This is a genomic window from Stenotrophomonas maltophilia group sp. RNC7, from assembly GCF_030910085.1.
GTDB lineage: Bacteria > Pseudomonadota > Gammaproteobacteria > Xanthomonadales > Xanthomonadaceae > Stenotrophomonas > Stenotrophomonas sepilia.
Genome location: NZ_JAVFVN010000348.1, coordinates 1 through 17,474, shown reverse-complemented (window position 1 = coordinate 17,474; position 17,474 = coordinate 1). Strand labels below are relative to the sequence as shown.

The 17,474-nt window shown below is 67.7% G+C and carries 14 protein-coding genes; 10 read left to right on the top strand and 4 right to left on the bottom strand.

Features of this window, described 5'->3' with window-relative positions; translation table 11 throughout:
* Positions 1–17 precede the first annotated feature (17 nt).
* Positions 18–473, bottom strand: a complete 456-nt coding sequence (locus RCF13_RS05505) for a MarR family transcriptional regulator (protein WP_012481667.1) — start codon at positions 471–473, stop codon at positions 18–20.
* 838 nt (positions 474–1,311) lie between these two features.
* Here RCF13_RS05505 and folE point away from each other — a divergent pair.
* The 4 genes from folE (at position 1,312) to RCF13_RS05485 (ending at position 7,590) form a co-directional block, all read left to right on the top strand.
* The gene (gene folE, locus RCF13_RS05500; RefSeq protein WP_004141296.1) at positions 1,312–1,923 is read left to right on the top strand and encodes a GTP cyclohydrolase I FolE; all 612 of its coding nucleotides are present in this window, start codon (positions 1,312–1,314) and stop codon (positions 1,921–1,923) included.
* 112 nt (positions 1,924–2,035) lie between these two features.
* On the top strand, positions 2,036–3,505 hold the full coding sequence (locus tag RCF13_RS05495) for a DUF3375 domain-containing protein (protein WP_134968863.1): 1,470 nt from the start codon (positions 2,036–2,038) through the stop codon (positions 3,503–3,505).
* On the top strand, positions 3,492–4,193 hold the full coding sequence (locus RCF13_RS05490) for a DUF4194 domain-containing protein (RefSeq protein WP_005421303.1): 702 nt from the start codon (positions 3,492–3,494) through the stop codon (positions 4,191–4,193). Before RCF13_RS05495 ends, RCF13_RS05490 begins: the two co-directional genes overlap by 14 nt.
* Before the next feature lie 16 nt (positions 4,194–4,209).
* Entirely contained in the window at positions 4,210–7,590 is a 3,381-nt protein-coding gene (locus tag RCF13_RS05485; protein ID WP_053496750.1) for an SbcC/MukB-like Walker B domain-containing protein, read from the top strand.
* Between the two features lie 105 nt (positions 7,591–7,695).
* On the opposite strand, the gene RCF13_RS05480 is transcribed toward RCF13_RS05485, so the two are convergent.
* Entirely contained in the window at positions 7,696–8,475 is a 780-nt protein-coding gene (locus tag RCF13_RS05480; RefSeq protein WP_061480655.1) for a TSUP family transporter, read from the bottom strand.
* A gap of 102 nt (positions 8,476–8,577) precedes the next feature.
* On the opposite strand from RCF13_RS05480, the gene RCF13_RS05475 reads away from it, so the two are divergent.
* Entirely contained in the window at positions 8,578–8,970 is a 393-nt protein-coding gene (locus RCF13_RS05475) for a YchJ family metal-binding protein (RefSeq protein WP_134968864.1), read from the top strand.
* Between the two features lie 3 nt (positions 8,971–8,973).
* Here the strand turns inward: RCF13_RS05475 and RCF13_RS05470 are convergent, their stop codons facing one another.
* On the bottom strand, positions 8,974–10,254 hold the full coding sequence (locus RCF13_RS05470; RefSeq protein WP_134968865.1) for a GGDEF domain-containing protein: 1,281 nt from the start codon (positions 10,252–10,254) through the stop codon (positions 8,974–8,976).
* A 166-nt stretch (positions 10,255–10,420) separates the two neighbouring features.
* On the opposite strand from RCF13_RS05470, the gene egtB reads away from it, so the two are divergent.
* From egtB to RCF13_RS05445, 5 genes are all read left to right on the top strand, one after another.
* Positions 10,421–11,692 carry an ergothioneine biosynthesis protein EgtB gene (egtB, locus tag RCF13_RS05465; RefSeq protein ID WP_134968866.1) on the top strand — a complete coding sequence of 424 codons (1,272 nt, stop codon included), beginning with the start codon at positions 10,421–10,423 and terminating at the stop codon, positions 11,690–11,692.
* Positions 11,689–12,663, top strand: coding sequence for an L-histidine N(alpha)-methyltransferase (gene egtD / locus RCF13_RS05460; RefSeq protein WP_134968867.1), 975 nt, complete (start codon positions 11,689–11,691; stop codon positions 12,661–12,663). Before egtB ends, egtD begins: the two co-directional genes overlap by 4 nt.
* 83 nt (positions 12,664–12,746) lie before the next feature.
* Positions 12,747–14,015, top strand: coding sequence for a lytic murein transglycosylase (locus RCF13_RS05455; RefSeq protein ID WP_154351667.1), 1,269 nt, complete (start codon positions 12,747–12,749; stop codon positions 14,013–14,015).
* Positions 14,016–14,055: 40 nt separating this feature from the next.
* Entirely contained in the window at positions 14,056–14,922 is an 867-nt protein-coding gene (locus tag RCF13_RS05450; RefSeq protein WP_134968869.1) for a D-hexose-6-phosphate mutarotase, read from the top strand.
* Positions 14,923–14,972: 50 nt separating this feature from the next.
* Positions 14,973–15,746: a DUF2628 domain-containing protein gene (locus RCF13_RS05445; RefSeq protein WP_231352410.1), complete on the top strand. Its 774-nt coding sequence runs from the start codon at positions 14,973–14,975 to the stop codon at positions 15,744–15,746.
* A gap of 6 nt (positions 15,747–15,752) precedes the next feature.
* Here RCF13_RS05445 and RCF13_RS05440 read toward each other — a convergent pair whose 3' ends face one another.
* Positions 15,753–16,943 (bottom strand): benzoate/H(+) symporter BenE family transporter, encoded by a 1,191-nt coding sequence (locus RCF13_RS05440; protein WP_134968871.1) that lies wholly within the window; start codon positions 16,941–16,943, stop codon positions 15,753–15,755.
* Between the last annotated feature and the right edge of the window lie 531 nt (positions 16,944–17,474).

Genomic DNA, 17,474 nt, shown 5'->3' with positions numbered 1-17,474 from the left:
GTTCGGGGGCAGCGCTCTTACGTGATGCGGTCGGCGGCCTCGGCCAGCAGGCGCCAGGCCTTCAGCACGGCGTGCAGTTCATCCATGGAAAGCTCGCCGAACACGTCCTGGCGCAGGCCGATCAACTGGTCTTCCAGCTCGCTGACCAGCGCATGGCCCGCGTCGGTCAGCCACAGCAGGTTGGCGCGGCGGTCGCTGGCGTCGCTCTCGCGGCGGACCAGGTCGCTGGCGCACAGCTTGTCCAGCAGGCGCACCAGGGAAGGACCCTCCATGCCCAGCTGCTGGGCCAGCGCCACCTGGCGGATGCCACCGCCGGACCGGCCGATCATCAGCAACGGCATGGTGCAGGCGGTGGAGATGCCATAGCTGCCGAGCCGGCTGTCGGCCAGGCGCTGCCACTGCCGCCCTGCATAAAGCAGGCCGGAGCTGAGCTGCATCTGCAGCACGGTGCGCTCGTCGAGGGGTCGGTCCATAAGAGATAGATAGGATACTACTAATTTCATTCCTATCAATGGGTTTTTATGAATGGGTGGGTGTGTTGAGGAAAGCGTTGCGCCTGCCTGGTGTCGGGTGGGGCGGCGGGGGGGGGGCCCGGGGCGGCCCCCCCCCCCCCAAGGCCCCGGGTGGCGGGGCCGGCCCGCCACCAACCCCCCCCGTCAAAAAAACCCCATGTTAGGTAAGGAAATATTAGTATGCGATGAATAAGATATTGATAGTATACTACTAATTTCATTCCTTTCATTGGTTTTTTTTTATTGGGTGGGGTTGTTGAGTAAAGCTTTGCGCCTGCCTGGTGTGGGGTGGGGCGGGGGGGGCCGGACGGGGCAGGACACGCCGCAAGTACGTCCCTGTAGGCTCGGCCGCGGCATCCATGCCGCGGACGGTCCTGCCCCGCCCGGCCCCCGCTGCCTTCCCATCACCCCGCGAGCGCGGTGGGTTGGCTCTTGGAAGCAAGAGCAGAAGCAGTGCGGACCAACGGTCCGCACCCACCAAAGCAGAAGACACCACAGCAGCGGCGCGCTGCTTCCGAAGCCATGAACCCCCGCCTTTGCCCCCGCTTTCGGGCGGTCCGGCCGCGCCCGCAGGAAACTGTCAGGGATGGGGAAGGGCGGCAGGGCAGGACCGTGAGGCGCATGGATGCGCCGACCGAGCCCCATGGATGGGTTTACGGCGTGTCCTGCCCTGCCGCCCTTCCCCATCCAGACCCGTAACAGGCAGGCGCCGCCAGACCCCCCGATGAACCGTCCCCACAGGACGACCCACCCCCCGGTCGGGTACGATGCTCGCCCCCCGTTCGGGACGCTGTACGCAATGAGCAAGAACAACGAAAAGGCCGCCCCGCAGGGCGACGTGACCCAGGACCAGGCCGAGGATGCCGTGCGCACCCTGCTGCGCTGGGCCGGTGAGGACCCGTCCCGCGAAGGCCTGCTGGATACCCCCCGCCGTGTCGCCGAAGCCTATGGCGACTGGTTCAGCGGTTACCGCGACGACCCGCGCGCCTACATGGAGCGCACCTTCGAGGAAGTGGCCGGCTATGACGAACTCATCGTCCTGCGCGACATCGAGTATGAAAGCCACTGCGAACACCACATGGCGCCGATCATCGGCCGCGTGCATGTCGGCTACCTGCCGGCCGGCAAGGTGGTGGGCATCAGCAAGCTGGCCCGCGTCGTCGAAGCCTACGCCCGCCGTTTCCAGGTGCAGGAGAAGATGACCGCGCAGATCGCCCAGTGCATCCAGGATGTGCTGCAGCCGATCGGCGTCGGCGTGGTCGTCGAGGGCGCCCATGAATGCATGACCACCCGCGGCATCCACAAGCGCGGCGTCAGCATGGTCACCTCCAAGATGCTGGGCAGCTTCCGCGACGACGCGCGTACCCGCGCCGAGTTCCTGCGCTTCATCGAAGTGGGCGGCAAGCGCTGAGCCGCTTGACCGCACTCCGCCGGCCTCTGCGGGCCGGCATGCCCACGGCTGCCCGCGCGGCCGCCGCGGGCGGCTGCTCGTCCCCGCCAGCCCTCATGACTCCTTTCGCTGCATGAAGCACCGCGAACGCATCTCCCGTTACCGCCATCTGCGCGAACAGCCCCAGTGGAAGCTGCTTGCCGCCGACCACGCCCCGGAAATCATCGGCCTGCTGCAGGGGCTGCTGATGGACGGCGAGCGCACGCTGCCTTCGTCGGTGCTCAACGAGCGCCTGCAGCGTGCGCTGGACCAGCTCAACGGCGACGAACTGTCGCGCGAGCTGCCGCGTACCGCGCAGGCCTACATCGCGCACTGGCTGGCCCAGGGCTGGCTGGAACGCCGCCTGCCCGAGGGCGCCGACCAGGAGCAGTACGAGCTGTCGACCGCGGCACTGCAGGCGATCCGATTCGCCGACGGCCTCGAGCAGGCCCGTGTGGCCGCCACCGAAAGCCGCCTGGCGCTGGTCATCGAACAGCTCTCGCAGCTGGCCGCGCAGACCGAATCCGATCCGGACGCCCGCCTGTCGGCGCTGCGCGACGAGCGCGACCGGATCGACGCCGAGATTGCCCGTGTCGGCGCCGGCCGTGTGATCGCGCTGGACGGCAAGCGCGCGCTGGAACGTGCGCGCCAGATCATCGGCCTGGCCGATGAGCTGACCGAGGACTTCCGCCGCGTGCGCGACGACTTCGAGCAGCTCAACCGCGAGTTCCGCGAACGCATCATCGACGACGAGGGCGAGCGCGGCGATGTGCTGTCGCAGCTGTTCGAAGGCGTGGACGTGATCGGCGAAAGTGATGCCGGGCGCAGCTTCCAGGCCTTCTGGCGCCTGCTCAACGACGCCGAGCAGAGCGCCCAGCTCGATGCCGCGCTGGAAGCGGTGCTGGCGCGTGGCTTCGCCCGCCGCCTGGACCGCAACGAACGCAACTTCCTGCGCGGTTTCACCAGCACCATGCTCGAGCGCGGTGGCCAGGTGCACGATGTGCTGCAGAACTTCGCGCGCAGCCTGCGCGGCTTCGTGCAGAGCCGTGGCTACCTGGAACAGCGTCGCCTCAACCAGCTGCTCAAGCAGGCGCAGTCCGAAGCGCTCGCTCTGCGCGACGAGTTCCCCGCACAACGCGGCATCGGCCGCGACCTGCAGCTGACCACCAGCCGCCTGCGCTCGTGGTCGCAATGGAAACTGCACGATCCGCGCAGCGCCCAGGTCGATGGCAACGTCGAATACAACGACGCAGCCGCGATCAGCCTGGAAAGCGTTGGCGATCTGGTCGCTTCGTCCGAAATCGACTTCCGCACCCTGCGCCGCGACCTGCACGACCTGCTCGATGCACAGCCGCGTCTCAGCATCGCCCAGGCCCTGTCGCAGCGCGAAGCGCCGCAGGGTCTTGGCAGCGTCATCGGCTACCTGTCGCTGGGCACGCGCTTCGGCAACGTGGTCGTCGGCGAGCAGGAGCTTGCGCAATGGCGTGGTGGCGACGGCCAGATCCGTCGCGCCCGCATCCCGCTGGTTTGGTTCACCCAGGAGAGACGCCATGAGCTGGCATGAAGATCCCATCGACGCACCGCAGGCCGACGTGGCGGAAGACGCCTACGAGGCCGAGCCGGTGGCGGCCGTGGCGCAGCCCCGCCGTGGCAACGACGTGTACTACCTCGGCGATACCGGGCGCCTGCCGCTGGATGCGCGCCGTGCGCTGTGCCAGCTGCTGATCGGCCCCAGCATCGACCAGCTGCGCCACGCCAAGCTGTGGCCGGCGCTGATCCGCAGCGAGGCGGCCATCCGCTCGTCGCTGGCGGACCTGTTCCTGGAACTGGTGCTCGACCGCGACAGCGGCGTGGCGTTCACCCGCCAGGCCGATACCGAAGACGTTGATGCGCCGGTGCTGCTGCGCACCTCGCCGCTGACCTTCATCGACTCGGTGCTGCTGCTGTACCTGCGCCAGCAGCTGGCCGAGGCCGATGCGCGCGGCAACCGCGCAGTGGTCGCCGACGCCGAGATGGCCGAAGCGCTGGCCATCTACGAAAAGAACCTGTCCACCGACCGCGCCGGCTTCAACCGTCGCGTCGCATCGGCGGTGCAGAAGATGAAGGACAACCACATCCTGACCCGCCTCAGCGGCCAGGAAGACCGCCACGAAGTCTCGCCGGCGCTGAAGCTGCTGTTCTCCGCCGAAGACGTGTCCCAGCTTTCGGCGGTCTACCGCCAGCTGCGTGAAACCCCGGCCGCCGAGGCCTGAGAGACCCGACCATCGCATGGCTATCTCCAAGCACACTCCCGCCCTGTTCAACGAAGGCCTGCCGGACCCGCGCCTGCAGCAGTTCCGCATGCGCCGCCTGCAGGTGCATAACTGGGGCACCTTCAACGGCCTGACCGAAGTACCGATCGCCGAGCGCGGCTTCCTGTTCGTCGGCCGCTCCGGCTCGGGCAAGTCGACCCTGCTCGATGCCATGTCCGCGCTGCTGACGCCACCGGCCATCGTCGACTTCAACGCCGCTGCGCGTGAAGCCGAGCGCAGTGGCCGCGACCGCAACCTGGTGTCCTACGTGCGCGGCGCGTGGGCCGACCAGCAGGACAGCGGCACCGGCGAAATCGCCACCCAGTACCTGCGCAAGGGCGCGACCTGGACCGCGCTGGTGCTGGAATACCGCGCCGGCGATGGCCGCGTGGTCAGCCTGGTGCGCCTGCTGTGGATCTCCGGCAACGGAACCTCGGCCGGTGACGTGCGCAAGCACTACATGATCGCCGAGCGTCCGTTCGACATCGCCAAGGATCTTGGCGGCTTCGACCTGGACCTGCGCAAGCTGAAGCAGAAGCTGCCCGACCTGCACCACTTCGACACCTTCTCCGGCTACGCCGAGCGCTTCCGCGACCTGCTCGGCATCGACAACGAGATGGCGCTGCGCCTGCTGCACAAGACGCAGTCGGCGAAGAACCTGGGCGACCTCAACGTCTTCCTGCGCGACTTCATGCTCGACACGCCGAAGACCTTCGACGCCGCCGAGCGCCTGGTCAGCGACTTCGCCGAGCTTGATGGCGCGCACCAGGCGGTGGTCACTGCCCGCCGCCAGGTGGAAACCCTGTTGCCGGCGCGCGCCTACTACAACGACCTGAAGGAAATGCACCGCCGTCGTGGCGACGACGAAGCACTGAAGCTGGGTGTCGACAGCTTCCGCGAAAGCCGGCGCCAGGCGCTGATCGAAGCGCGCCTGCGCGAGATGGACGTGCGTGACCGCGGCCTGCTCGGCGAAGAAGCCCAGCGCCGTGCCGCACTGGACAATCACACCGAGCGCCTGGCCGAGCTGGAGCTGCAGCGCCGCCAGCAGGGCGGTGAGCGCATCGAGGAACTGGAACGCGAGCAGGGCCGTGCCGAAGCTGAGCGTGACCGCCGCCAGGCCAAGCGCGAGCAGGCACGCCAGGCGGCGCAGCAACTGGGGGCCGAACTGCCGGACGACGCCCATGGCTTCGCCGAACTGGTCGAGCGCGCACAGAACGAGCTGCAGGACCGCCAGCGTGCCTCCTCGGCACTGGACGACGCGATCAGTGACCGCCTGGGCGGCAAGCGCGATGACGAGCGCCGCTTCGGCGAGGTCCGTGCCGAACTCGAAGCGATGCAGCGCACGCCCTCCAACATCCCGGCGCCGATGCAGAAGCTGCGCGCGCGCCTGGCCGAGGAAACCGGCATCGCCGAGGCGGCACTGCCCTTCGTCGGCGAACTGATCCAGGTCCGCTCGGAAGAGCAGGGCTGGCAGGGTGCCATCGAGCGCGTGCTGGGTGGTTTCGCGCTGTCGCTGCTGGTCGATGACAAGCATTACAACGACGTCGCCGAATGGGTGAACCGTACCCATCTTGGCATGCGCTTCACCTACTACCGCGTGCGCCGCAACGATGATGCATTCGCCCGTGAGCCGTCGGCGAAGTCGCTGCTGCACAAGCTTGAACTGCGCGAGCATGTGTTCGAAAGCTGGCTGCGCCGCGAGCTGGGCAAGCGCTTCGACTACGAATGCGTGGATGCCAAGCAGCTGCGTAACGTCGACCGCGGCATCACCCGCGAAGGCCAGGTCAAGCATCCCGGCGACCGTTTCGAGAAGGACGACCGCAGTGCGGTGGGCGACCGCCGTCGCTGGATCCTCGGCTTCAACAACCACGACAAGGTGGGCGCCTTCGAGCGCGAAGCACAGGAGCTGGCCAAGCGCATCGCCAGCTGCGAGACCGACATCGCGCGCCTGCGCGGGCAGCGTGACCGCGACAACGAACGCCGCCTGGCCTGCCACGAGCTGGTCAGCATCAGCTGGAACGAGATCGACATCGCCGCTCCGCAGCAGCGCCTGAGCGATATCGAAGCCACCCTGCGCGACCTGCGCGAAGGCAACGCCGATCTCGCCAAGCTGGCCAAGCAGATCGACGCCGTGCGCGCCGACATCGAGCAGTCCCGCCGCACCTATGAAGACGTCCGCGTCGAGCGCGGCCAGCTGGTCAAGGAACGTGATCGCCTGGACCGCGCACGCCAGCAGAGCCGTGCACTGGTGCTGCCGAGCCTGGCCCAGGAGCAGGAAGCCGGCCTCGCCGAGCGCCTGCAGGAACAGGGTCCGCTCAGCCTGGAAACGCTCGAAGCGCACATGCGCCAGGTCAGCAACGCGCTGAACGAGCAGTTGTCGTCCTCGCAGCAGGACCTCAACCGCATCGAGAACCAGCTGATCGGCTGCTTCCGTCGCTTCATCCAGCAGTGGCCGGAGGAGTCGGGCGACTTCACCGTGTCGGTGGCCTCGGCCGAGGACTTCCTCGCACGCCTCGAACGGCTGGAACGCGACGGCCTGCCACAGCACGAAGAGCGCTTCTTCGACCTGCTGCAGAACCAGAGCAAGAACAACCTGCTGGCCCTGCAGCGCCACAGCGCAGAGGCCCGCAAGTCGATCGGCCAGCGCCTGGACGAGGTGAACGCCAGCCTGGAGCAGGTGCCGTTCAACCGTGGCACGCTGCTGACCATCGAACTGAGCGACCGCCGCCTGCCGGAGGTCGCTGAGTTCCACCTGCAGCTGCGCGAGGTGCTGTCGCAGCAGCAGACCGAGCAGCGCGAGCTGGCCGAATCGCAGTTCACTGTGCTGCGCCAGCTGGTCAACCGCCTCGGCTCGCAGGAAGGCGAGGACAAGCGCTGGCGCGAGCTGGTGCTGGACGTGCGCATGCACGTGGAGTTCATCGGCGTCGAGCTGGATGCGGAAACGCGCCAGCAGGTCGAGATCTACCGCAGCGGCGCCGGCAAGTCCGGTGGCCAGCGCCAGAAGCTGGCCACCACCTGCCTGGCGGCCGCGCTGCGCTACCAGCTTGGCGGCGCTGACAGCCAGCTGCCCAGCTACGCGGCGGTCGTGCTCGACGAGGCCTTCGACAAGGCCGACAACGAGTTCACCGCGCTGGCGATGAACATCTTCGACAACTTCGGCTTCCAGATGGTGGTCGCCACCCCGCTGAAGTCGGTGATGACGCTGGAGCCGTTCATCGGTGGCGCCTGCTTCGTCGAAATCAGCGGCCGCCACGACTCCGGCGTGCTGCTGATCGAGTACGACGAAGAGGGCAAGCGCCTGAAGCTGCCCGAGCGCAGCCGCCAGCAGGCCAACGAACCGGAAGAAGCCGAGGCCTGAGCGCCTCGGGCAATCCACCTGTAGAGCCGAGCCATGCTCGGCTGCTCTTCGCGACCGGAAACGGCGTGCCAACCAAGGTTGGCACCTACCATTTCATAACGTCCCTCACGAACCGCGGAACGTATCCCACGCCATCCGCGCGATCAGCACCACCACCAGCCCCACGAACAGCTTGCGGATGAACGGCGTGCCGCCCTTCAGCGCCAGGCGCGTGCCCACCACCGAACCGATGATGTTGGCTGCGGCCATTGGCAGCGCGAACAGCCACAGGATGTTGCCGGTCGGCACGAAGAACGAGATCGCTGCCACGTTGGTCGCCAGGTTCACGACCTTCGACGCCGCTGACGCGCGCAGGAAATCCAGCCCGAAGAAGCGCACGAACAGGAAGATCAGGAAACTGCCGGTGCCTGGCCCGAAGAAGCCGTCGTAGAAGCCGATCGCCGCACCGATCGCCAGCGCGATCACCAGTTCGCGGCGGCCGATCTCCTGCGGCCGGTGCAACGCACCGAAGTCCTTCTTCCACAGCGTGTAGGCCAGCATCGCGACCAGCAGCACCAGCACCAGCGGCCGTACAGCATCCTTCGGCAACAGGCTGACCGCCGTGGCCCCGGCAAAGGAAAAGATGAAAGCGGTGCCGGCCGCGAACAGCACCGGCTTCCACGGGAAGCGCACATTGCGCGCATAGCGCCAGGCAGCCGCACCGGTACCGAACATCGAACTGAACTTGTTGGTACCAAACAGCATCGCCGGTGTCTGCTGTGGCAGCACCGTGAACAGGCCGGGCAGCTGTACCAGGCCGCCGCCGCCCACGGCAGCATCCACAAGACCGGCGATGAAGGCGATCACCACCAGCCACCACAACTCAGGGGGAACCAGTTCCAGCACGGCGATCAATCAATGTGGGGGCGCGACAGCATACGCCTGTCCTGATCCGGGCGACTGCCGCCGCGCGTGCATCAATTCCTGCAACCCGGCGACAATGCCGGCATGAGCCGAAAATCCGCCGATCCCTGCCCCTGTGGCCTTCCCGCCGATTATCCCGCCTGCTGTGGCCGTTTCCATGCCGGCGGGGCCGCGCCCGATGCCGAGCGCCTGATGCGTTCGCGCTACAGCGCCTATGTGAGGGGCCTGGCCGGCTACCTGCGCCACACCTGGCACCCGGACACACGTCCGGCCGAGCTGTCGCTGGACGACGCGCCAGGCCAGCGCACCCATTGGCTGGGCCTGACCGTGCACGACCACACGGTCACCGGCGCAGACAGTGCTGAAGTGCGCTTCACCGCGCGCTACCGCATCGGCGGCGGCAGCGCGGTGAGAATGACCGAGCACAGCCGATTCCGGCGCATCGACGGCCGCTGGTATTACCTCGACGCGGTCTGAGCCCTACGCACTGGATGCAGCCAGCAGGCGCTGGCCGCCGTGCGCGCGGACCTGGTTGCGACCTCCGTCCTTGGCCATGTACAGCGCCTGGTCGGCGGCCTTGACCACTGCCGTCGGTCGCGGATCCACGCGGCTGTCGGCCAGCCCGATACTCACCGTCACCTGCACCACCTGGCCGGTGCCGCCGCGTCCGCGCTGCTGACGGCCGGCTTCGTCGTCACGGCTGCGGGTGCTGCGGTCGCGCAGCTGCATGCGGGTGTCCTCGATGCTCTGCCGCAGTGCTTCGACGGCCTCAATGCAGGCCGCCGCTGGGCGGTCGAGGAACACCACTGCGAATTCCTCGCCGCCATAGCGGAACGCTCGGCCACCGTCGCCGACACGCGCCAGCCGCGACCCCACCAGGCGCAGCACGTCGTCGCCGGTATCGTGGCCGTGGGTGTCGTTGAACGACTTGAAGTGGTCCACGTCCACCATCGCGATGCTGTAGGTGCCGCGCGCCCGCTGCAGGGTCTCGTTGAACGCCCGTCGCCCGGGCAGGCCGGTCAGCTCATCGCGGAAGGCCATGTGGAAGGATTCCTGCAGCATCGCGCCCAGCATCAGCAGCAGGGCGGCGCTGCTCAGCGCCGGCAGCAGTACCGGCTGCAGGAAGATCCGCGGCAGCATCCACCACAGGCATAGCAGGGCCAGCAGCATCGCCGTGTGCAGTGGCCGCGGATGCCGCCACGCCTGCCAGCCCAGCGCTGCGGTCGCCAGCAGGAACAGCAGCGCCGGCAGCTGCGCCAGCGCGTTCCAGTCGGCGGGAATCCAGGCCCAGTGACGGCTCGACAGCAGATCGTGCATGCCCTGCGGCTGTTGTGCCGCAAGCAGCAGGAAGATCACCAGGGCCGCGCCGCAGACCACGCTGCGCAGCAGCAGGTCCTGGCGTCGGCGTCCGCGTTCCGGCCACAGTGCCAGCCCGGCAAACAGCAGCGGCACCCAGGCCGAGATTGCGTGGAAGCGCAACGGAGTCAAGGCGCCGACATGGCCGCTGCGCAGGTAGCCCCCGACGTCCCGGTGCAGCAGGGCGAACACCACCGCCACGACCAGCAGCAGGCACAACGTGCGTATCTGGTGGTAGAGCAGGGCCAGGCCCGCGCCGAGGCAGGCCAGCAGCCAGGGCAGGATGCGTTGGGCCGGGCTGGCCACATCCTCGGTGCCCAGTGCCATCCACAGCACCAGGACGACCAGCACGGCGGGCAGCACGAACAGGTAATGCGCAGGCTGGCGGAGTGGATGCAGGGGCACGCAGGAAGTCCAGTGCGGTGACGATGCGGCCGCAACACTGCCGTTAGCGGCGTCCTCACCCGCTTCTTGAACACGCGCTTTTTGAAAAGGTATGCCCGCAACCATGTGAATGGGGCAGTGTGCCGCCATGACGTCGCACTCACCGCACTGCGCCGATGCTGTAGGCATGGACAGCGTACCCACCGCCGTCGCTGCCCCGCAGCACGACCTCGCCCACCACTTCGCACATGTGCGTGCCCGCAGCCTGCAGTTGGCCGCACCGCTCAGTGCAGAGGACGCCATGCTGCAGAGCATGGCCGACGCCAGTCCCAGCAAGTGGCACCTGGCCCATACCACCTGGTTCTTCGAACGCTTCGTGCTGGCGGGATTCGCCAGTGCGCCTGCGCGTGATCCAGCCTGGGACTATCTTTTCAACAGCTACTACAAAAGCATCGGTCCAGCGCACGCGCGGCCGCAACGCGGCCTGTTGTCGCGGCCCTCGCTGCAGCAGGTGCGCGACTACCGCCAGCAGGTCGATGCACAGGTGCAATCGCGACTGGCGGCGGGTGACCTCGACGCGCAGGCGCTGCACCACCTGCAGTTGGGCCTGCAGCACGAACAGCAGCACCAGGAACTGCTGTTGACCGACATCAAGCATGCGTTCTGGTGCAATCCGTTGCAGCCGGCCTACCGCGAGGACCTGCAGCCTGCCACCAGCGCTGCCAGTGCGCAGGGCTGGACCGAATCACCCGAACGCATCGTCACCATTGGCGCCGCTGCCTGGCCGCAGCACGCCGCCTTTGCCTACGACAACGAATCGCCGGCGCATCGCGTGCTGCTCCCCGCACACGCACTGGCAGAGCGTCCCGTCAGCAATGGCGAGTACCTCGCCTTCATCGAGGCTGGCGGCTACCGCGAGCCGCGCTGGTGGCTCAGCGAAGGCTGGGCGTTGCGCGAAACCGAGGGCTGGCAGCACCCGCTGTACTGGGACGATGCCCTGCAGCGCGAGTACACCCTCGGCGGTTGGCGAGAGCTGGACCCGCATGCGCCGGTCTGCCACCTCAGCTATTACGAGGCCGATGCCTGCGCGCGCTGGGCTGGTGCGCGCCTGCCCAGCGAGTTCGAGTGGGAAGCCGCCGCTGCGTCGCAGCCCCTGCGTGGCCATTTTGCCGACGACGATCAGCTGCACCCTCGGGCGGGGCAGGGCAGTGGGCTGCGGCAGCTGTTCGGCGATGTATGGGAATGGACCCACAGCGCGTATGGCGCCTATCCGGGCTTTCGCCCTTTCGCCGGCAACCTCGGTGAATACAACGGCAAGTTCATGTGCGGGCAATGGGTGCTGCGCGGTGGCAGCTGCGCCACGCCGCGTGGCCACGTGCGTGCCAGCTACCGCAACTTCTTCATGCCCCCGGCGCGTTGGCAGTTCTCCGGGCTGCGCCTGGCCAGGGATTTCGCATGAGTACGGTGCAGGACGCGCTGCAGGCGCTGACCGATCTCACTCCCGGCCGCCAGCAGATCCTTGCCGACGTGGTGGCCGGGCTGTTGCGCACGCCCCGCCAGCTGCCGTCCAAGTACTTCTACGATGCACGCGGCTCGCGCCTGTTCGAGCAGATCACGCATACGCCCGAGTACTACCCCACGCGCACCGAGCTGGCCCTGCTTTCACGGGTACTGCCGGACATCGCCCGAAGCGTCGGGCCGCACCTGCACGTGGTGGAACTGGGCAGCGGCAGTGGCCGCAAGACCGCGTTGCTGCTGGCCGCCCTGCACGACCCGGTGGCCTACACGCCGATTGAAATCTCACGTGCCGCGCTGCTGTCCAGCATCGACCATCTGGCCCCGGCGCTGCCCGAGGTGGAGATGCTGCCGGTCTGTGCCGACTTTACCCGTCCCGTCGCCGTACCCATGCCCGAACGCGAACCCGCGCGACGGCTGCTGTTCTTCCCGGGTTCCACGCTGGGCAACTTTGAAGGCGAGGACGCGGTCGCGCTGCTGCACGCGATGCGCCAGACCATGGGGCATGATGGCCTGGCCCTGGTCGGCATCGACCTGCACAAGGACCCGGCGTTGATCGAGGCGGCCTACAACGATGCGCAGGGCGTCACCGCCGCATTCACCCTCAACCTGCTGGCCCGCCTGAACCGCGAGATCGGCAGCGACTTCGATCTCGATGGCTTCCGTCATCGTGCACGCTACAGCACCGCGCGGTTGCGCATCGAGACCGATCTGGTCAGCCAGCGGGCACAGGACGTCCACCTGGATGGCCGCATTTTCCACTTCGCCGCCGGTGAACCCATTCGCGTCGAGTACAGCCACAAGTACACCGAGGACAGCTTCGACGCGCTGTTGCGGCAGGCGGGCCTGCAGGTGGCGCAGCGATGGGATGCCGAAAGCCCCGTCTATGGCCTGCGCCTGCTGCGCCGCGCCTGAGGTGGTGGCCAGCCGGTGCCCCTTCAGGTTCGGCGGCACCGCTGCCCCTAAGATGGCCGTGCAACGGCAACACGGAGGACGCCATGCCTGTTCTGACCACGCTCGGCCTGGCGGCCGCCCTTGCGTCGACCCCGGCGCTGCCTGCGGCTTCCGCCGCCAGCACCGATCCGGCGTTCAGCCGCTGCTTGGCGGGCCTGCAGGCCACCGCCGCGACCCAGGGCATCGGCGCTGACCGCTTCAACGAGATCACCGCCGGGCTCACCCCGGACCCCAGCGTGCTCGGCCTGCTCGATGCACAGCCCGAGTTCACCACGCCGATCTGGGACTACCTGGCCGCGCTGGTCGATCGCCAGCGCGTGGCTGATGGCCGCGCCCTGCTGCAGCAGCACCGCGACCTGCTCGATCGCGTGTCGGCCCAGTATGGCGTCGATCCGGCCACCATCGTCGCGGTCTGGGGCGTGGAGAGCGACTACGGCCGCGTGTTCGGCAAGCGCCCGCTGCTGCAGTCATTGGTCACGCTGTCGTGCGCCGGCCGCCGCCAACCTTTCTTCCGCGGTGAGCTGCTGGCGCTGCTCAAGCTGATCGACCGCGGCGACCTGCAGGCACAGGGGCTCACCGGCTCCTGGGCCGGTGCCTTCGGGCACACCCAGTTCATGCCCAGCACCTATGCACGCATCGCCGTGGACGGTGATGGCGATGGCCGCCGCGATCTGGTCGGCAGCATTCCCGATGCACTGGCCTCCACCGCCAACTACCTCAAGCGTGCCGGTTGGCGCAGTGGCGAACCATGGGGCATGGAGGTGCATGTGCCCGCCGGCTTCAACGCCAGCCAGGCCGGCCGCACCCAGCGTCGTGCCCTGGCCGATTGGCGCGCGCAGGGCGTGACCGCGCTGGATGGCAGCGCGTTGGCTCCGGCCAACCTGCCGGCGGATGCGCGCGCCGCCCTGCTGCTGCCGGCCGGCAACAAGGGCCCGGCGTTGCTGGTGTTCCGCAACTACGACGCGATCTACAGCTACAACGCTGCCGAAAGCTATGCGCTGGCGATCGCGACGCTTGCCGACCAGCTGCGCGGCGGCAACGGGCTGGCTACCGCCTGGCCGACCGACGATCCAGGCCTGGGCCGCGATGAGCGTCGCCAGCTGCAGACCCTGCTGCTGGCCCGCGGCCACGACATCGGTGCCGCCGACGGCATGATCGGTACCGCCACGCGTCGCGCGATCCAGGCCGAGCAGCAGCGCCTGGGCTGGAGCGAGGTGGACGGCCGCGCAGGCCAGCGCATCCTGCGCACGCTGCAGGAAGAGGCGGCCGCCATCGCACCCGCTGGGCAGAATGCCTTGCCGGCGGCACGTTGACCGCGACATCATCGCCGCGGTCTTCAAGGAGCGTCATCGCATGCAGTCGAATCCGGACATCAGCACCGGCCTGTATCACGGCCTGGAGGCCTGGCAGGTGCGAACCGCCAATGCCACAGCGGTCGTGAGTGTGTTTGGTGGCCAGCTGCTGTCGTTCATTCCCGATGGGCAGCCCGATCTGTTCTGGCTTTCGCCCACGCGCGCCGAGCTGCCCACGCCCATCCGCGGTGGCGTCCCGGTGTGCTGGCCGTGGTTCGGCCGCCAGGGCCAGAGTGCCGATGTACCGGCGCACGGCCTGGTACGTACGGCGCGCTGGGAGCTTCTGCATGCCAGGCAGAGCGATGACGGTGAGGTCGAGCTGCAGTTGGCACCTGCGCCCTGCGCCGATCCCGGCCTGCGCCTGCAGATGCAGCTGCGCATCGGCCGCCAGCTGCGCCAGCAGCTCGTCACCGAGAACACCGGAACCTCGCCGGTGACCTTCACCCAGGCACTGCACAGCTACTTCCGGGTCGGCGATGCCACTCGTGTCGAGGTCGATGGCCTCGACGGCCTGCAGTACCTGGACAAGTACGAGGACGGCGCGCAGCTGCGCCAGCAGCAGGGGCCCTGGTCGCTGTGTGACCCGCGCGATCCGGGGCGCAGCGACCGCATCTATACCGGTGCCGGCGGCCACTACGTGCTTCGCGATCCCGTCCTGCAGCGGCGGATCGAGATCCGCAGCGAAGGCAGCCAGACCCTGGTGGCCTGGAACCCGGGCATGGAGGCAGCGGCGAAGATGGCCGATGTCGGCGAGGGCTGGCGCGATTACGTCTGCCTGGAAGTGGCCAACGCCGGGCCAGAGCAGATTACGCTTGCGGCGGGTACGCGCCATCAACTGGTGCAGACCCTGGGCAGTACCGCGCTGTAGGCGCTGGCAGCGGTTCCAGTTTGTTGAGGCAGGTAGCAGGGACGGAAAACATGCAGGAAGCACAATGGTGGTACGCCAATGGCAGGCAGAGCAGTGGGCCGGTGGATCTGGCCGGTCTTCGCCAGCTGCAGCGGCAAGGGACGGTTACGGCGCGCACCCTGCTCTGGTGCGAAGGCATGCCCTCATGGCGGCCGTTGGCCGAACTGGAGCAGGCTTCCATTCCCACCGCGGTGGCTCCGGCCCCGGATATCGACGCAGCCCCTGCAGTTGAGGGCATTGCGCCGAATATCGGCGATCCGTCCGATCCCTATCGTGCGCCGGTCGCTGTACCGGACAGGGCTGCGGCTGCGGGGCTGGAGGGCGAGAGGGCCTTGTACGCCAGCGTGGTCGGCGGCAACTTCCCGATCTATCGCCAGCGCTGGCGGCTGGATCAGGGCATTCCCACGGGCAGTGGCACCTGGCACTGGCCGGCCTTCCTGCTTGGCCCGATCTGGATGATGTACCGCAAAATGTACCGCCTGGCGGCAATGTGGGTCGGTCTGCTGCTGCTGATCAGCGTGGTGGAGACCTTGCTGGATGTGCCCGAAGGCGTGTCGCTGGTCATCACCATCGCGCTCAGCGTCACCACCGGCACCTTTGGCAACACCTGGTACCTGGCACACTGCCAGCGCCTGATCGCCCAGGCCCGTGCCGTCAGCGGCGGCGATGACGCACGGCTGCGCAGCGAGCTGACCGCACGCGGCGGCACCAGCGTAGCCGCCACACTGGCCGCCATCGTCATCTCGGTGGTGTTGAGCACCGTCGGCGCCGCACTGGCGGGGTAGGGCAGGTCAGCGGCCCTGATGATGGGGCCGCAGCACCAGCAGGCACAGCGCACCGGCCACCAGCCCCCAGAACGCCGAGCCGATGCCGGCCAGGGAGACGCCCGAGGCGGTGACCAGGAAGGTGACCAGTGCCGCCTCGCGGTCCCGCTCTACCGCCAGCGCACTGGCCAGGCTGTTGGCGATGGTGCCGAACAGGGCGATACCGGCCACGCAGGCCACCAGCTCGCTGGGGAAGGCCGCGAACAGTGCGGCCACCGTGGCGCCGAACAGTCCGATGATGATGTAGAAGGCACCTGCCGCCATGGCGGCGGGATAGCGTCGTGCCGGTTCCTCATGTGCATCACGGCCCATGCAGATCGCGGCGGTGATTGCCGCCAGGTTCAGCGCGTAGGCACCGAACGGCGCCAGTAGTGTATTGACCACACCGATCCAGCCGATCAGCGGCGACACCGGGGCGTCGTAGCCGGATGCCCGCATCACCGCCACGCCGGGAATGTTCTGCGAGGCCATGGTGACCACGAACAGGGGCAGGGCGATGCCGGCTACCGCAGTCCAGGACAGGGACGGGGTCACCCATTGCGGTATCGCCAGTTGCAGCTGCACCTGCTGTGCGTGCAGCAGGCCACGGCTGGCTGCGACCGCGATGCCGACCAGCAGTGTGGCGATCACCGCATAGCGCGGGAACAGGCGGCGTCCCGCCAGCCAGGTGGCGAACATTGCCAGTGCCAGTACCAGCTGGGAATTCATGGCCACGAACACGTCCAGACCGAAGCGCAGCAGCACGCCGGCCAGCATGCCGGCGGCCAGCGCCATCGGCACCCGCTGCATCAATCGTGCGAACACCCCGGAGAAGCCTGCCAGCATGCCAAGCACTGCGGCGAGCAGGAATGCACCGGTGGCCTCGGCGAGCGAGGCGCCACCTGCACCGACCACCAGCATCGCCGCGCCCGGTGTCGACCATGCGGTCACCACCGGCACGCGATAGCGCAGCGACAGCCCGATGCAGGTGACACCCATGCCCAGTCCCAGTGCCCACATCCATGAGGCGATCTGTGCCTGGTCGGCGCCGACAGCCTGGGCGGCCTGGAACACGATCACGGCTGAGCTGGCGAAGCCGACCAGCACCGTAATGAAGCCAGCGACGATGGCCGGCATCGAAAGATCGCGCCACCACGCGCGCCGCACCTGCATGCTCATTGCTCTGTCTCCACTGTGCATCCTTGCATTGATAGGGGTTGCGGCGTTGACCGCGCAACGCGCGGGCAACGCCGCCGCGATCTTCGAGCGTACGTCATGCGTGATGTCGCGATGCTTCTGTCATCACCGTGCAAAAAAAGCCTTGACGAAATCTGCAGGATCTCTAGAATTCGCCCCCTTGCTGCAGCGCATCGCTTCCCCGGAAACGACACGCGAACAGCGACGCCACCACCGACGAACGCGTTGATCGAACGAAGGTGTTGACGGACTCGAAAAGTCCGGCATAATAGGCGGCTCGCAACGACGAAAGACCCTCGGGTCCAACGACGAAGCAGCATCGGCAACAACGTCCGCTCCGGTGAGACGGCCTTGAAAAGAGGTGTTGACGAAGCGGAAAAGCCGGCTATAATGGGCGGCTCGCTACGAAGGAAACTTCGCAGCACACGGGAACGGCGCTGAGGCCACTTCCCCGGATCTTTGAAAGTATGCGCAGGTATCTTGTGAAGGCGCCTGCAGGAAGGATGATTGTCC